Raw genomic sequence first — 14,605 nt, forward strand, 5'->3', positions numbered from 1 at the left:
ATCGCAAGCACTTTGCGATACATGTCAGGAACGGCGCCGCTGCAGGAAGGCGACGATGATGATCACGAAGCCCTGCACCGCCGCGTTCAAGTACACGCTGATGATGCTGGTCAAGTTGAGGATATTGCCGATGACCGACAGCAGGATCGCGCCGACCACCGTGCCCGTCATGGTGCCCGCGCCCCCTTTCAGCGCCGTACCGCCCACGATCACGGCGGCAATGGCTTCAAGCTCCCACAACAGGCCGGTCGTCGGGCTGGCCGAGCCCAGCCGCGGCACATACAGCACCGTGGCGATGCCCACGCACATGCCAAGCAGCACATAAGTCAGCGTTTTGGTCCTGTCGACGTTGACCGCCGCATAACGCGCCACCTGCTCGTTGGAGCCGATGGCTTGCACATAGCGGCCGAAGGCGGTGCGATTCAGCAACAGCCCGCCCAACAAGGCAATGGCGACGAAGACCCACACCGGAATCGGTATGCCCAGCAAGCTGCCGTAGTAGACCGGGCTGTAGGCGTCGGACACATTCATGTCCAGGGTGATGGCGCCGCCATCCGAGAGATAGGTCAGATAGGCCCGGAAGATCCCCAGCGTTCCCAGCGTGACGATAAAGGGCTCGATGCGCCCGCGCGTGATCAACAGCCCGTGCGCCAGGCCAAGCAAGCCGCCCAGCGCCAGCGCGAACGCCATGCCCAGCATAATGACGGCCACCTGCGATGCCACGACCGCAGCCAGCGCGTTCATCACCAGAATCATGCTGCCGGCAATGAGCGCGGCCATCGAGCCGACCGACAAATCGATGCCGCCCGAGATAATGACGAAGCACATTCCCACCGCGATGATGCCGATAAAGGCGGTGCGCGTCAGCACATTCATGATGTTGTCGATATCGGCAAAGCTGCTGTTGAGCAGCGTGCCGGCAATGCACAAAAGCACCAGTCCCGCGATGGGGCCCAGCCCGTGCAGATGTCCCGTCCATGAAGGCGCGCCATGCCGCGCCGCCCCCGCGCCGGATGGCGATGGGCCGGTTTCAGGCGCCTTGGTGTGTTCCGGTTGCATGCGCAATCAGCTCCTTTTCGTTTAACTGGCCAGCGTCCAGCATGGCCTGCAGCCGCCCCGCGCGCATGACCGCCACGCGGTGGCACAGGCCGATGAGTTCCATGAGCTCGGACGAAATCACCACGACAGCCAGGCCCTGGCTGGCCAGCTCGTGAATCAGAAAATAGATGTCGCGCTTCGCGCCGATATCGACGCCTCGCGTGGGTTCGTCAAGAATGACCACGGCGGGATCCGGGTGAAGCACCTTGGCCAGCGCCAGCTTCTGTTGGTTGCCGCCCGACAGGGCCGAAGCGGGATTGCCGGGATTGCCCGTGCGTATGCCGAACTTTCGCATGGCCTTGTCCAGCGCCGCGCGCTCCAGCCCGGCATCGAGCAGCGGACGCGCATAACGCTGCAGTGCCATCAGGGTGACATTCTGGCGCATGCCGAAGGCCAGCAAAATACCCTTGCCCTTGCGGTCTTCGCTTAAATAGGTCAGGCCATGGCGCGCGGCCTGGCGAGGATTGCGTATGTTCCGCTCTTGCCCTTGCAGGAATATCCGTCCGCCGCTGCGCTCGCGCAGGCCCAGCAGCCCTTCGAACAACTCGGTGCGCCCGGCGCCGACCAGGCCGGCAAACCCCAGGATCTCGCCCGGGCGTACATCGAAGCCGATGCCGTCGGCCCATCCGGGCACCGACAGATCCCGCACTTCCAGCACCGGCGCGCAAGCCGCATCGACCGGCGATTTGCGCGGAAACAGATCGGCCAGCTCGCGGCCGACCATCAGATTGGCCATTTGCCGCCTTGAGACGCTGGCCGTGGGCGCGCTCGTGACATAGCGGCCATCGCGCATCACGATGATCTGGTCGGTCACGCGCTCGATCTCATCGAGCTTGTGCGAAATGTAGACGATGGTGACGCCCTGTTGGCGAAACTGCCCGATCAGCGCAAACAGGCGTTCGGTTTCGCCGGGCGTAAGGGTTGCCGTGGGTTCGTCCATGACAAGCAAGCGGGCCTGCTTGGCCAGTGCCTTGGCAACCTCCACCAATTGCTTTTCGGCCACGATCAGGCGGCCCACCCGCGTGTCGGGGTCGGCCTGCAGGCCGACCTGGGCCAAGACCTGCGCCGCGGCGCCATGCATGGATTTATTGTCCAGGAAAATGCCGCGTTTCTTTTCATGGCCCAGGAAAATATTCTGGGCAATGGTCAGTTCGTCGGCCAGGTTGATTTCCTGGTGGATCAGCACAATGCCCAGGCTTTCGGCGGCCCGCGATGAGTCGAACACGCAGGGCTGGCCATCGACCAGAATGTCCCCTTCCGAGGGCTTTTCATAGCCGCACAGAATTTTCATGAGGGTTGATTTGCCCGCGCCGTTTTCGCCGAGCAGGCCATACACCTTGCCTCGTTCCAGGCTGAAGCTGACGTCATTCAAGACCCGCACGGACCCGAAATCCTTGCTGACCGACCGGAACGCGATGGATAAGCTCATCAGGCGCTCTCCCGCAGCACCAGCTTGTGCGGCAGCAGCACGCCGGCGGCCCGCGTGCGCGGGTCGTCCAGCTGCTTCAGCAAGGCATAGGCCGCCTGCTCCCCCAAAGTGCGCATGGGCTGGGCGACCGTGCTCAAGGCGGGATACGTCTGTTGCGCCAGCGCGATATCGTCGAAGCCCATGACCGCCATGTCGCCGGGCACATGCAGCCCCGCTTCGCGCAGTCCCCGCAGCATGCCGATGGCCAAGGTATCGGAGACGGCAAACACCGCCGTGGGCCGCTGGTCCAGCGCGGCCAGGGTACCGGCCGCGGCTTTCCCGGCCGCAAAATCCAGGCTGTCGGCGCACAGGCAATAGTCGGCGTTGAGCGCGATGCCGGCCTGCGCCAGCGCATCGGCATAGCCCTGAAGGCGTTCGCGCGCGTACATGAACCGGATATCCGAATTGACGAAAGCGATGCGCGTGTGGCCCTTGCCGATCAGATAGGAAACAGCGTCCCGGGCGGCGGCCCGGTTATCGATACCCACATAGGGGACGTCGGCCCGGCGGTCGAATTCGCAGCAGGCCACCCAGGGGAAATGCAAGGCCTCGCCATGCAGCGCCTGCTGCACGGTATAGGGGTCCAGGCAAATCGCGCCATCGGCGCGGCGCGAGGACAGCAGGTCGAAATAGCGGCGTTCGCGGTTGGCATCGCCGCCGGTTTCGCACAGCAGCACCGAATAGCCCTTGTCTTGCACCACCCCGTTGATGCCCTGCACGATCTGCGCATAGAACGGATTGCCGATATCGGGCACCATGATCAAGAGCAAGCGGCTTTCGTCGGTGCGCAGGCTGCGCGCAAGCTGATTGACCCGGTAGCCCATGGCCTGGACCGATTCCGCCACCCGCAAGCGCGTCTGCTCTTTAACGGCCTGCTTGCCATTGAGCACGCGTGACACCGTCGCCACCGACACCCCGGCATGCTCGGCCACCTGCGCGATGGACACACTGCGCATCGCACCCGTCCCGGGTTCGGCATACGGTCTTGCCATAGCGATATCGGCTCTCCATAATGTAATCGATTACATTATTACAGCGGCTTGGCACCACTTCAATTGGGGGCTTACCCTTAAACCGTCTGGCTTTACAAGCCGCCCGACCTGTAGCTAAATTACTTCATTCCGGCACGCAACGATACACGCGGCATGGCATCAAAGACGCACTCACTCATAAGGAAGAGCCCAATGTCCACGACCCCCGCCTTTGACATCGTATTTTTTGGAGGCACTGGCGACCTGGCTCTGCGCAAGCTCATCCCTTCGCTTTACCATGCGCACAAAGCGGGCGCGCTGCATCAGGACGGGCGGATTTTCGCCTTGGGACGCAAGGATATCGGCCGCGACGGCTACCTGGCCCTGCTGTCGGAACGGGTCAAGCCCCGGCTGGGCGTGGATTTTGACGAGGACGTGTGGGCCGGCTTCGCAAGCCGCCTGCATTTCCAGACGCTGGATGCGGGCCGGGCCGACGACTACGCCGCGCTGGCACAGGCGCTGGGGGTCTCGCCCGAGCGGGTCACCGTTTGTTATTTGGCTACAGCCCCCCACCTGTTCACCACGATCTGCCAGCAACTGGCGGTCGTGGGCATCAACCACCCCAACGTCAGGGTCGTGCTCGAAAAACCCCTGGGCCACGACCTGGAGTCCTCCAATGCCATCAACGCCGCCGTGGGGAAATGCTTTGCCGAGAACCAGATCTACCGCATCGACCATTATCTGGGCAAGGAATCCGTACAGAACCTGATGGCCATCCGCTTCGGCAACACCCTGTTCGAACCCTTGTGGCGCCGCGAGTGGATAGACAATGTACAGATCACCATCGCCGAAGAGCTGGGCGTGGAAGAACGGGGGGAGTTCTACGACCGCACCGGCGCGCTGCGCGACATGCTGCAAAGCCATCTGCTCCAGTTGCTGTGCATGGTCGCCATGGAGCCGCCCCCCAGCCTGTCGGAAGACGTCGTGCGCGACGAAAAGCTGAAAGTGCTCAAATCGCTCAAGCCCTTCACCCCTGAAGACGTGCTGGCCAAGACCGTGCGCGGCCAGTACCGCAGCGGCGCCATCAACGGCATGCCGGTTGCCGCTTACCGCGATGAACACAAGGTGGCGCCGGACAGCAACACCGAAACCTTTGTGGCCCTGCAGGCCGAAGTCGGCAATTGGCGCTGGGCCGGCGTGCCCTTCTTCCTGCGCACCGGCAAGCGCATGCAGGAACGGGTCGCCGAGATCGTCATCAATTTCCGCAAAGTGCCCCATTCCGTCTTTCCCATGCCCATCGGCCTGCACTCGGCCAATCGCCTGGTCATACGGCTGCAGCCCAAAGAAAGCGTGCGCCTGTACTTTCTGGCCAAAGAGCCGGGCGATGCCATGAGCCTGCAGTCCACCTACCTGAACCTGGACTTCCACACGATGTTCAAGGCGCGCTGGGCCGATGCCTACGAGCGCTTGCTGCTGGATGTGATACGCGGCCGCCTGGCGCTGTTCATGCGTTGCGACGAACAGGCGCAGGCCTGGAGCTGGGTCGAACCGATTATCGACTGCTGGAACCGGCACGCCATCGCGCCCAAGCTGTACACCGCAGGCAGTTGGGGGCCGGCCGCCTCCAGCGGCCTGCTGTCCCGCGCAGGTGTCGTCTGGCATGAAGAGACCTGATATGTGGCATGAATTCACTTCCCGCGAACACTATGTCGACGCACTGGTGCGCGATATATCCGCCACCTTGAAACAGGCCGTTGCCGACAGCGGGCGCGCGGGTCTGGCCGTCTCGGGCGGGCGCTCGCCCATTGCGCTGTTCAAGGCCCTGAGCCGCAGCGACCTGCCCTGGCCTGCGATCGACATCGTGCTGGTCGACGAGCGTTTCGTGGCCCCCGGACACGCCGACAGCAATGAACGGCTGGTGCGCGAAAACCTGTTGCAGCATCAGGCAAGCGCGGCAAGGTTCACCGGCCTGGTCAGCCACCCCGGCGATCTGCAAAGCAGCCTTGCGCACGCCAACGGCCAGCGGGCCGCCTTGTCGCTCGTGCTGCTGGGCATGGGCGATGACGGCCATACGGCTTCGCTGTTTCCCGGCGCGCCGCAACTTGCCCAGGCCCTGGACCGGCAGCAGATGCAACGCTATATGCACCTGAGCCCCGTCGGGGCGCCTCATGAGCGGATCAGCATGACGCTGGCCGCCCTGCTCGGCGCCGGACGCATCATGATCGCCATCGCGGGGCAAGCCAAGCGCCAGGTGCTGGCGCAAGCCGCAAAGCGGCCCGATCCGGCACTGCCCATCAGCTACGTCATCACCCAAACCGAGGTTCCCACCGATGTCTACTGGCACGACTGACACGCAGCGCCGGCTGATTGCCGACATCGGGGGCACCCACGCCCGCTTTGCCCTGTGCTCCCCGGCCTGCGACATCGAAAAGATCGACGTGCTGGATAGCGCCGCCTTCCCCACCCTGGAAGCGGCCGTGCGCCATTACTTGCATCGCCACGGCAATCCGCCGGTCCGGCATGCCGTCTTCGGCATGGCCAATCCCGTGCTGGGCGACCACATCGCCATGACCAACTACTCGTGGTCGTTCTCTATCGAAGACCTGCGCCGGCGCCTGGGCCTGGAATCGCTGCATGTGATCAACGACTTCACCGCGCTGGCGCTGGCGCTGCCCCGGCTGACGCCCGCCGAGCTGCGCCGGGTCGGCGGCGGCGAGCCCGTGGCGGGCACGCCGCTGGGCCTGCTCGGCCCCGGCACCGGCCTGGGCGTGTCCGCCCTGATTCCGAATCCGGCGGGAGGCTGGATCCCCCTGGCCGCCGAAGGCGGCCACGTCAGCTTCGCCCCCCGCAACGACTGCGAGCAGATGCTGTGGCGTGCGGCCGCAAGCGCGTTCGGACACGTCTCGATGGAACGCCTGGTCTCCGGCTCGGGCCTGGCTTTCATCTACCGCAGCCTGTGCCTGGACAGGGGCATGAAGCCGCAAGACCATACGCCGGCCGACATCAGCCGCCTGGCCATCGCCGGCCAAGACCCAATATGTCTGGAGGCCCTGGACGCATTCTGCGCCATGCTGGGGACGGCGGCCAGCGACCTGGCAGTGACGCTGGGCGCGCGCGGCGGCATTTACATAGGCGGCGGCATCATTCCCAAGCTGGGGGACTACTTCCCCCGCTCGCCTTTCCGGCAACGCTTCGACGACAAAGGACGATTCGCCGCCTATCTGGCCGCCATACCGGTGTTCGTCATCGACAGCGCCAATCCGGCGCTGCTGGGCGCGGCCGCCTACCTGGATAACTGCCATCATGAATAAATCTGTGCTGGAACATATCAAACAGCAGCTTCCAAGCCTGAGCACGGCCGAGCGCAAAGTGGCTCAGCTCTTGCTTGACCAGACCCACGATGTGGCCAAGTCGGCCCTGGGCGATGTGGCGCAGCTGGCCCAGGTCAGCGAACCCACCGTCATCCGCTTTTGCCGCAGCATGGGCTACCGGGGCTGGCCGGACTTCAAGATCAAGCTGGCCGCCAGCCTGATGGCGGGCGTGCCCTATGTCCATTCCTCCCTGCATGCGGATGACGGCGCGGCCATGCTGGCCGCCAAAGTCCTGGACAATGCCGTATCGGCCCTGCTGCGCGTGCGCAACGACATCAACCCTGACCAGATCGACGCCGCCATCGGGCTGCTGTCCAACGCCCGCCGCATCGAGTTCTACGGGGTCGGCAACTCGGGCATCGTCGCCGCCGACGCCCAGCACAAGTTCTTCAGATTCGATTTGGCCACGGTCGCCTATTCCGACAGTCATGTGCAACTGATGGCCGCATCCATGCTGGGCCCCAAAGACGTGCTGGTCGCCATTTCGCATTCGGGACGCTCGCGGGAATTGCTGGATGCCGTCAAGCTCGCCCGCAAGAACGCTTGCCCCGTCATCGCGATCAGCGCGTCCAACACGCCGCTGGCCGACCTGGCCACCGTCATGCTGCGCGCCGACACGCAGGAAGACACCGAAATCTACAGCCCCATGATTTCACGCCTGGCGCACTTGGCATTGATCGATGTACTGGCGCTGGGTGTGGCCTTGAGACGCGGCAAGCAGGCCAGCCGCGCGCTGGAAAAGACCAAGCGCAGCCTGGCTGGCCGGCGCGAAGCCTGAGGCCCGCCGGCCTCCCGGCCCGGCCGCGCCTACATCATGCAGGAAGACAGGCCGCCGTCCACCGCCAGTACCTGGCCGGTCACGAAACGCGATTCGCGCGCGGCCATGAACACGACAGCGGATGCGATGTCGTCCGGGTCGCCCCATTTCTTTTGCGGGACCCGCTCTTCCAGCCAGGCATTGAACGCCGTGTCCCCCCACAGATTGCGGGTCAGCTCGGTTTTGACATAGCCGGGCGCAATCGCATTGACCGTGATCCCCGAGCCGGACAGCTCGGCCGACCATTGCCGGACCAGGCCGTGCAGCGCCGCCTTGGCCGCCGTGTAGGCCGTGACTTCGGGCCGGCCCAGCAATGCCGTGACGGAGCCCGTGAAGATGATCCGGCCATAGCCGCGCTCTGCCATGCCCGCCGCGATATGCCGGCCCAGCGCCCATTGCGACGTCAGGTTGCCCGACACGATGCGCTCGAATTCCTGATGCGGAAACGACAGCAGCGGCGCGCGATGCTGAATGCCGGCATTGGAAAAGAAAATATCGATCTTCCCCGCATCCTCCCGCAGCGTATCGACTGCCGCAACCGCCTGATCGACATCGAAGATATCGAAAGGCAGGATTTGCGCGCGGATGCCTTGATCACGCAGCGTTTGCGCGGCCGCTTCCAGCGTATCGGCCTGGCGCCCGTTCAGCACCACCGTGGCGCCCTGCAGGCCGAGCGCCCGCGCCGCCGCATAGCCAATGCCCCGGGACGATCCGGTCACCAGCGCAAGCTGCCCCGACAAATCGAACATCGGCCTCTTTGGCATGGATTAGAACGCCACCTTGTCGGCGCCTTTCAGATGCAGGATGGCGCGCGCCTCGTCCGGCGTGGCGACGTCCAGATTGAGCGCCTCCAGGATGACGCGAATGCGGCTGACCTGCTCGGCGTTGGACGAGGCAAGCTGGCCCGGCCCTATCCACAGCGAGTCTTCAAGGCCGACCCGTACATTGGAGCCCATGGCCGCGCCCATCGTGGCCAGCGGTATCTGGTTGCGCCCGGCGCCCAGAATCGACCATTGATAGTTATCGCCGAACAGGCGGTCGGCCGTACGGCGCATATGCATCAAGTCTTCGGGGTTGGGGCCGATGCCCCCCAGGATGCCGAACACGGACTGGATGAATGGCGGGCTTTGCACCAGCCCGCGATCCATGAAGTGCGCCAGATTGTAGAGATGGCTGATGTCATAGCACTCGAACTCGAAGCGGGTGCCGTTTTCGCTGCCCTGGCGCAGTATGGCCTCGATATCCTTATACGTATTCTTGAAGATCAGGTCGCGGCTGTTTTCCAGATGCTGCCGTTCCCACTCGTGCTCGAAGTGCTTGAAGCGGTCGAGCATGGGGAACAGGCCGAAGTTCATGGAACCCATATTCAGGGAAGCCAGCTCGGGCTTGAACGTCATGGCCGGACGCATGCGTTCTTCTACGGTCATGTGCGGGCTGCCGCCGGTGGTGATGTTGACCACGGCGTCGGTGCCGGCCTTGATCCGGGCCAGGAACGGCCTGAAGAACTCGGGGTCCTGGGTGGGACGGCCATCCTTGGGATCGCGCGCGTGCAGGTGCAGCACCGCCGCGCCCGCCTGGGCGGCGGCAATGGCGGCGTCGGCGATTTCGTCGGCCGTGACGGGCAGGTGCTCGGACATGCTGGGCGTATGGATCGCCCCCGTTACCGCGCAGGTAATCACTACTTTCTTTTTACTGGCCATGAGGTTTCCTTTCTGATGCCGGTTTACTTTGATTCATTGGAGTCCGACTGCTGCTTGTGCAGCAGCAAGGCCATCAAGCGTTCGTCGCGCCATATGCGCCGGTCCAGCAACTGATCCTTGGAAAGCAGCGCGCGCCGCGCTTGCTCGACGGCGGCGACCAGCTCGGGCTGCCAGGCCTGCGTATCGGTCTGCTCCTTCGAGATGGATTCATACATGCCGCCGTAGCGCTGGCAATAATCCTGCAGGCCGTCGGGCGCGTTCAGGTCTATGGTTTCGAACGGCCCCATGAAAGACCAGCGCAATCCCAGGCCGTCTTTGACGGTGACATCCAGGTCTTCGACACTGACGCAGCCGCTTTGCACCAGCCGGAAGGCTTCGCGCAGCAATGCCCCCTGCAGGCGATTGAGCACGAAACCTTCCAGTTCCTTGTGCAGGGTGACCGGCTTTTGCCCGACGCTTTGCATCAGGGACCGGGCCCGCTCAAGCGTGGCCGGGTCCGTCCAGGGCGCGCCGCACAGTTCCACCACGGGAATCAGGTAAGGCGGGTTGACCGGGTGCGCCACCAGACAGCGGTGGCGTCCCGGCAGATCCTGTGTAAAGGCCGAGGCCGGAATACTGGACGTGGAGCTTGCCAACACGGTGTCGGGACGGCTCAGGCTGTCCATCCTGCTGAAAATGTCCTTTTTCAGCGCCAGCTTTTCAGGCAGGTTTTCCTGCACGTACACGGCGGTTTCCAGCGCCAGCTCAAGGCTTTCAGCCGCCTGTATGCGCTGGACCACGCCGGGCGCATCGGTCAGCAGCTGTTTCTTTTCAAGCTCGAGCACTTGCTGCTCGATCAGCGCCAGCGCGCGTGCCAGCGCAGCCTGATCGCCATCCCACAAACGCACTTGGCAGCCGCCTCGCGCAAATACAATCGCCCAAGCCTGGCCAATCAGCCCGGCGCCAATGACTGCAACATTCATTTTTACCTCGACGTTCAGTTAAACCAAAGCCTGCGTATGGCCATCGACCACCAGCGCCTGGCCATGCACGCTGCCTGCCGCATCGCTGGCGGTGAACAAGGCCATGTTGGCGATGTCGCGCGCCGACACCATGCGGCCCAGCGATGCCTGCTGCTCATAGGATAACGCAAGCGCTTCGGCGGGCTTGTCCATGGCCTGCGCTTTGGCGGCAATGACGGCGCGAATGCGCGGCCCTTCAACCGCGCCCGGCAAGATGGCATTGACACGCACGCCGTAGCGGCCCAGCTCGATGGCCAGCGTCTTGGTAAAACCCACCACCGCCCATTTCGACGCCGAATAGGCCGACCGGCCGGCAAAGCCCAGATGCCCCGCCGCGGACGACATATTGATCATCACGCCTGCTTTGGACGACTTCAGCATAGGGATGGCCTGCTGCGCGCACAGGAACTGACCCGTGATGTTGACCGCCAGGGTCCGGTCCCAATCGGCCCGGCTCAATGTCTCGACATAACCCGTAGGCCCCGCAATGCCGGCATTGTTGATCAGCACGTCCAGGCCCCCGAAAGCCTCCTGCACCTGCTGGAACAGCGCTTTCACGCCCGCCTCGTCCGACACGTCGGCCACGGCCACATGAATCTGCGGCAGCTCTTTGCGCGCCGCCAGCAGCGCATCTTCGCTGACATCGCAAATGAACACATCCGATCCCGCCGCCACGAATACCCGGGCCATTTCCAGCCCCAGGCCGCTGGCCCCGGCCGTGATCAACACCTTCTTGTCTTTCATGCTCACATCTTCAAACATACTCACCTCGTGTCAGACCCACAATTTTTCCTGGCGGAACTCCAGATTGACCAATAATTCGCGCGCCTCGCCCTGATGGGCCACTTTCCCCCGGTCCAGCACCAGAACCGTATCGGACAAGGCCAGCGCCAGATCCAGATTATGGTCGACGATCAGGATGGTCATGCGCGCCTTCAAGGCCAGGATTGCGTTGAACACCTCTTCGATCATGGCCGGCGACAAGCCTTCAAAGGGTTCGTCCAGCAGCAGGACCTCGACATGGCCGACCAGGGCCCGCGCAATCGCCACCATTTGCTGCTCGCCGCCGGACAACAGGGTGGCGTCGACGTTGTAGCGTTCTTTAAGGCGCGGGAATATCTTGAAGATTTCTTCATCGGGCCAGCCGTTAGACCCTTTTTCAGAACGCTTCAAGCGGCCCAGCATCAGGTTGTCCTTGACGGTCAGCCCCGAAAACAGCCGGCGCCCCTGGGGAACGAAGGCAATGCCCAGGCGCGCCATGGCTTCGGGGATGGGCGACGCCATGCTTTTTCCCGCGATGTCGATGGAACCCGCCCCCATCCGGGCCAGGCCCAGCAGGGTCTTGAGCAGGGTCGACTTGCCGGCGCCATTGCGCCCCAGCACGGCGATCACTTCGCCCTTGCGCGCCTCGAAGGAAATATCGGAAAGAATGTGGCTCTTGCCATAATAGGCATCCAGATTGCGTACGCGCAAAGCGACGTCGTCCTGCAGGGCCGCCGGCTGCACTTTGGCTGCCAGCGCCTCGCTGCCCGATCCGATGTAGATTTCCCGCACTTGGGGATCGCTGCGCACCCTCTGCGCATCCCCTTCGACCAGCACGCTGCCTTGATTCATCACGGTAATGGTATCGGCCATGGCAAACACGCGATCGACGTCGTGTTCGACCAGCAAGATGCCGATGCGGTCGCCCAGCTTGCGTATCAGCCTGCCGATGCGGTCGCGCTCGGCGGCGGCCAGGCCGGCCAGCGGCTCATCGAGCAGCAGGATGCGCGGCGCGGCCCCCAGCGCCAACCCCATGTCGACCACGCGCTGGCCGCCATACGACAAGTCCTCGGCCCGCGCGCCTTCCATGCCCTGGACGCCCAGATACCTGACCAGTTCCTCTGTTTGGGACTGGGTGTCGGGCAAAGCGTCGAGCCGCCGCCAGATGGAAAAACGATGGGGGTCGCGGCTGAGTACCGACAGGCAAAGATTCTCGCGCACGGTCAAGCCCTTGAACAGATTGGTGATCTGAAAGGAGCGGGCCAGGCCGCTGGCGCAAATCCGGTCAGGCCCCAGGCCGTTCAGGCTGGCCGAGTCCAGCGCCAGCGAGCCCTGATCGGCCGGGAACATGCCCGAGATCAGGTTGAACAGCGAGGTCTTGCCGGCCCCGTTCGGGCCGATCAGCGCGTGCACGCCCTTGCCCGCTACATTCAGATTGACGTCATCGACCGCCTTGATGCCGCCAAAATGCTTGCTGATGCCAACGCAGGCCAGCGCCGCCGCATCGCGGCCCGTCAGGAAAGAGGGGAAGAAGTCCGGATCGGCCGGCATCACCCGCTGGCCCATGGCCGCCCCCGTCGTCTTTTCGGGGATGACCAGCCGGACCAGTCGCTGCCACACGCCGGTCAGCCCCGATGGCGTGACAAGAATGAAGAAGATGAAGACCAGGCCGAAATAAAGCAGCCAGTTCGCGGTATACATGGACAGGTATTCGCGGAACAGGATATAGAACAGCGCACCGAATATGGGGCCGGTAAAACTGCGCATGCCGCCGATCAGGACAATCGCCAGCAGCTCGCCCGAAAACGCCAGCGACATGGTTTCCGCCGAGGCAATCCGGTGGCCCAATACCGACAGCCCGCCCGCCAGGCCGGTGATGGCGGCCGACAGGACGAAGGCCAGCAGCTTGTACGAATCGACGTCAAAGCCCACGAATCGCGTGCGCACTTCGTTTTCCCGTATGGCGGTCAGGACATGGCCGAAGGGCGATTGGGTCAGGCGCAACAAGAAACCGATCACCACGAAAGCAATGAGCGCGACAAAGATATAGAAGTTGACGGAAGCATCCAGATCGATGCCGAACACGGCGCGGCGCTCTATGCCGCCCAGGCCGTTTTCACCGCCCGTCAGCGCCGTCCAGCGATAAGCCACCGCAAAGCACAAGGCGCCGAACGCCAGGGTCAGTAAAGAAAAGTACACGCCGCGGCGCCGCAATATCAACAGCCCCACCAGCAAGGCCACCACGGCGACCAGCGCAACAGCCGCCACCAGCGGAACCAGAGTGGACTGCGGAAAAAAGCGCAACTGGAAAATGCCCATCGCATAAGCGCCGATGCCAAACCACGCGCCATGGCCAAACGACACCAGGCCGGTGTAGCCCAACAGAATATTCAGGGCCAGTCCCGCCAGCGCCAGCACCAGGCAATCGACGGCCGTGCTGTAGGTCAGGCCGCCCGCATCCAGCACCATGGGCAAGATGACCAGGCCCAGCGCGATCAGGGCCATTTTTTTCAGTTCGGAACTCGACATGGCCCTACTCCAAGCGTTCGAATTTTTCACCCAGCAGACCGCGTGGGCGCATGATCAGGATCAGCAGCATCAGCAGATAGAGCGAGGCCTCGGATGCGGGGGGATAGAAGTACGAGGTCAGGCCCCGGATCACACCCACCAGCATGGCCGCCAGCACCACCCCCCAGAAACTGCCCAGGCCGCCAATGACCACGACCACAAAAGCCGCCGTGAGTATTTCCTGGCCCATCGCGGGCTGCACGCCGGTGATGGGCGCCAGCAAGACCCCCGACAGCCCGGCCAGGCCGATGCCCAGGCCGCATACCGCGGTCATGACCGGCTTCAGGGAAATGCCCATGGCCCGGACCATGTCGGGATCGTTGATGCCCGCCTTGACGATTTTTCCGAAGGCGGTCTTGTTCAGCAGCAGCCAGGTCCCCGCCACGGCGCCCAGGGCCACCAACAGCATGCCTATCCGGTAGACGGGATAGAAGAAGTCCCCCACGATCAATTGCCCGCGCGCGAAGTCCGGAACCGAAAACGACAGGGGCGACGCGCCGAATATCATCCGAAGCGATTGCTCTATCACCATGGACAGCGCAAAGGTGAACAGCAGGCTCAGCGTGGGATCGGCCTGATAGAAGCGCTTGAAAAACAGGCGTTCGACGATCATGCCCAGCACCGCGACCAGCACCGGCGACATCACGAACGCCACGCCATAGCCGAACTGTTCGCTCAGGGACACCATCAGGTAGGCGCCAATCGCGTAGAACGCCCCATGGGCCAGGTTCACGATCCCGCCCAGGCTGAAGATAATCGACAGGCCCAGCGCAATCAGCAAATAATAGAAACCCAGCAGCAAGCCGTTGGCCACTTGCTGGAAAATGAATATCAGTTCCGTCGCCAAAA

13 protein-coding genes are annotated in these 14,605 nt (G+C 63.5%); 4 read left to right on the forward strand and 9 right to left on the reverse strand.

The features are described from left to right. Positions 1-24: 24 nt before the first annotated feature. From RE432_RS17290 to RE432_RS17300, 3 genes are read right to left on the reverse strand one after another with little or no spacing between them, the layout of a single operon-like run. A complete protein-coding gene (locus tag RE432_RS17290; protein ID WP_310934784.1) occupies positions 25-1,059 on the reverse strand; it encodes an ABC transporter permease in 1,035 nt (344 codons plus the stop codon). Further along, positions 1,031-2,527 carry a sugar ABC transporter ATP-binding protein gene (locus RE432_RS17295; protein ID WP_310934785.1) on the reverse strand — a complete coding sequence of 499 codons (1,497 nt, stop codon included), beginning with the start codon at positions 2,525-2,527 and terminating at the stop codon, positions 1,031-1,033. Before RE432_RS17295 ends, RE432_RS17290 begins: the two co-directional genes overlap by 29 nt. Continuing rightward, positions 2,527-3,558, reverse strand: coding sequence for a LacI family DNA-binding transcriptional regulator (locus tag RE432_RS17300; protein WP_310934786.1), 1,032 nt, complete (start codon positions 3,556-3,558; stop codon positions 2,527-2,529). Before RE432_RS17300 ends, RE432_RS17295 begins: the two co-directional genes overlap by 1 nt. Before the next feature lie 192 nt (positions 3,559-3,750). Between RE432_RS17300 and zwf the strand changes: the two genes are divergently transcribed. Genes zwf through hexR form a run of 4 tightly spaced genes read left to right on the forward strand, consistent with a single transcriptional unit; the run spans position 3,751 to position 7,686 of the window. Next, positions 3,751-5,211, forward strand: a complete 1,461-nt coding sequence (zwf, locus tag RE432_RS17305; RefSeq protein ID WP_310934787.1) for a glucose-6-phosphate dehydrogenase — start codon at positions 3,751-3,753, stop codon at positions 5,209-5,211. Next, positions 5,198-5,887, forward strand: coding sequence for a 6-phosphogluconolactonase (pgl, locus tag RE432_RS17310; RefSeq protein ID WP_310934788.1), 690 nt, complete (start codon positions 5,198-5,200; stop codon positions 5,885-5,887). The genes zwf and pgl overlap by 14 nt, the downstream gene beginning before the upstream one ends. Further along, positions 5,868-6,848 (forward strand): glucokinase, encoded by a 981-nt coding sequence (locus RE432_RS17315; protein ID WP_310934789.1) that lies wholly within the window; start codon positions 5,868-5,870, stop codon positions 6,846-6,848. The genes pgl and RE432_RS17315 overlap by 20 nt, the downstream gene beginning before the upstream one ends. Beyond that, on the forward strand, positions 6,841-7,686 hold the full coding sequence (gene hexR / locus RE432_RS17320; RefSeq protein WP_310934790.1) for a transcriptional regulator HexR: 846 nt from the start codon (positions 6,841-6,843) through the stop codon (positions 7,684-7,686). The genes RE432_RS17315 and hexR overlap by 8 nt, the downstream gene beginning before the upstream one ends. 29 nt (positions 7,687-7,715) lie before the next feature. On the opposite strand, the gene RE432_RS17325 is transcribed toward hexR, so the two are convergent. The 6 genes from RE432_RS17325 to RE432_RS17350 are packed head-to-tail and all read right to left on the reverse strand — an operon-like array spanning position 7,716 to position 14,603. Further along, positions 7,716-8,489: an SDR family oxidoreductase gene (locus RE432_RS17325; RefSeq protein WP_310934791.1), complete on the reverse strand. Its 774-nt coding sequence runs from the start codon at positions 8,487-8,489 to the stop codon at positions 7,716-7,718. Between the two features lie 3 nt (positions 8,490-8,492). Beyond that, positions 8,493-9,425, reverse strand: a complete 933-nt coding sequence (locus tag RE432_RS17330; protein WP_310934792.1) for a 3-keto-5-aminohexanoate cleavage protein — start codon at positions 9,423-9,425, stop codon at positions 8,493-8,495. A gap of 23 nt (positions 9,426-9,448) precedes the next feature. Next, the gene (locus RE432_RS17335) at positions 9,449-10,387 is read right to left on the reverse strand and encodes a 3-hydroxyacyl-CoA dehydrogenase (protein ID WP_310934793.1); all 939 of its coding nucleotides are present in this window, start codon (positions 10,385-10,387) and stop codon (positions 9,449-9,451) included. Positions 10,388-10,405: 18 nt separating this feature from the next. After that, a complete protein-coding gene (locus tag RE432_RS17340; protein WP_310934794.1) occupies positions 10,406-11,188 on the reverse strand; it encodes an SDR family oxidoreductase in 783 nt (260 codons plus the stop codon). Positions 11,189-11,200: 12 nt separating this feature from the next. Continuing rightward, on the reverse strand, positions 11,201-13,717 hold the full coding sequence (locus RE432_RS17345; protein ID WP_310934795.1) for a branched-chain amino acid ABC transporter ATP-binding protein/permease: 2,517 nt from the start codon (positions 13,715-13,717) through the stop codon (positions 11,201-11,203). A gap of 4 nt (positions 13,718-13,721) precedes the next feature. Continuing rightward, on the reverse strand, positions 13,722-14,603 hold the full coding sequence (locus RE432_RS17350) for a branched-chain amino acid ABC transporter permease (protein WP_310934796.1): 882 nt from the start codon (positions 14,601-14,603) through the stop codon (positions 13,722-13,724). Positions 14,604-14,605: the final 2 nt, after the last annotated feature.

This window comes from Pusillimonas sp. SM2304, assembly GCF_031628915.1.
Classification (GTDB): Bacteria; Pseudomonadota; Gammaproteobacteria; order Burkholderiales; family Burkholderiaceae_B; genus Pusillimonas_C.

Coding starts and splice junctions, on each gene's coding strand:
- RE432_RS17290 (WP_310934784.1), bottom strand. CDS start 1,059: ATGCAACCGGAACACACCAAGGCGCCTGAAACCGGCCCATCGCCATCC.
- RE432_RS17295 (WP_310934785.1), bottom strand. CDS start 2,527: ATGAGCTTATCCATCGCGTTCCGGTCGGTCAGCAAGGATTTCGGGTCC.
- RE432_RS17300 (WP_310934786.1), bottom strand. CDS start 3,558: ATGGCAAGACCGTATGCCGAACCCGGGACGGGTGCGATGCGCAGTGTG.
- zwf (WP_310934787.1), top strand. CDS start 3,751: ATGTCCACGACCCCCGCCTTTGACATCGTATTTTTTGGAGGCACTGGC.
- pgl (WP_310934788.1), top strand. CDS start 5,198: ATGAAGAGACCTGATATGTGGCATGAATTCACTTCCCGCGAACACTAT.
- RE432_RS17315 (WP_310934789.1), top strand. CDS start 5,868: ATGTCTACTGGCACGACTGACACGCAGCGCCGGCTGATTGCCGACATC.
- hexR (WP_310934790.1), top strand. CDS start 6,841: ATGAATAAATCTGTGCTGGAACATATCAAACAGCAGCTTCCAAGCCTG.
- RE432_RS17325 (WP_310934791.1), bottom strand. CDS start 8,489: ATGCCAAAGAGGCCGATGTTCGATTTGTCGGGGCAGCTTGCGCTGGTG.
- RE432_RS17330 (WP_310934792.1), bottom strand. CDS start 9,425: ATGGCCAGTAAAAAGAAAGTAGTGATTACCTGCGCGGTAACGGGGGCG.
- RE432_RS17335 (WP_310934793.1), bottom strand. CDS start 10,387: ATGAATGTTGCAGTCATTGGCGCCGGGCTGATTGGCCAGGCTTGGGCG.
- RE432_RS17340 (WP_310934794.1), bottom strand. CDS start 11,188: ATGTTTGAAGATGTGAGCATGAAAGACAAGAAGGTGTTGATCACGGCC.
- RE432_RS17345 (WP_310934795.1), bottom strand. CDS start 13,717: ATGTCGAGTTCCGAACTGAAAAAAATGGCCCTGATCGCGCTGGGCCTG.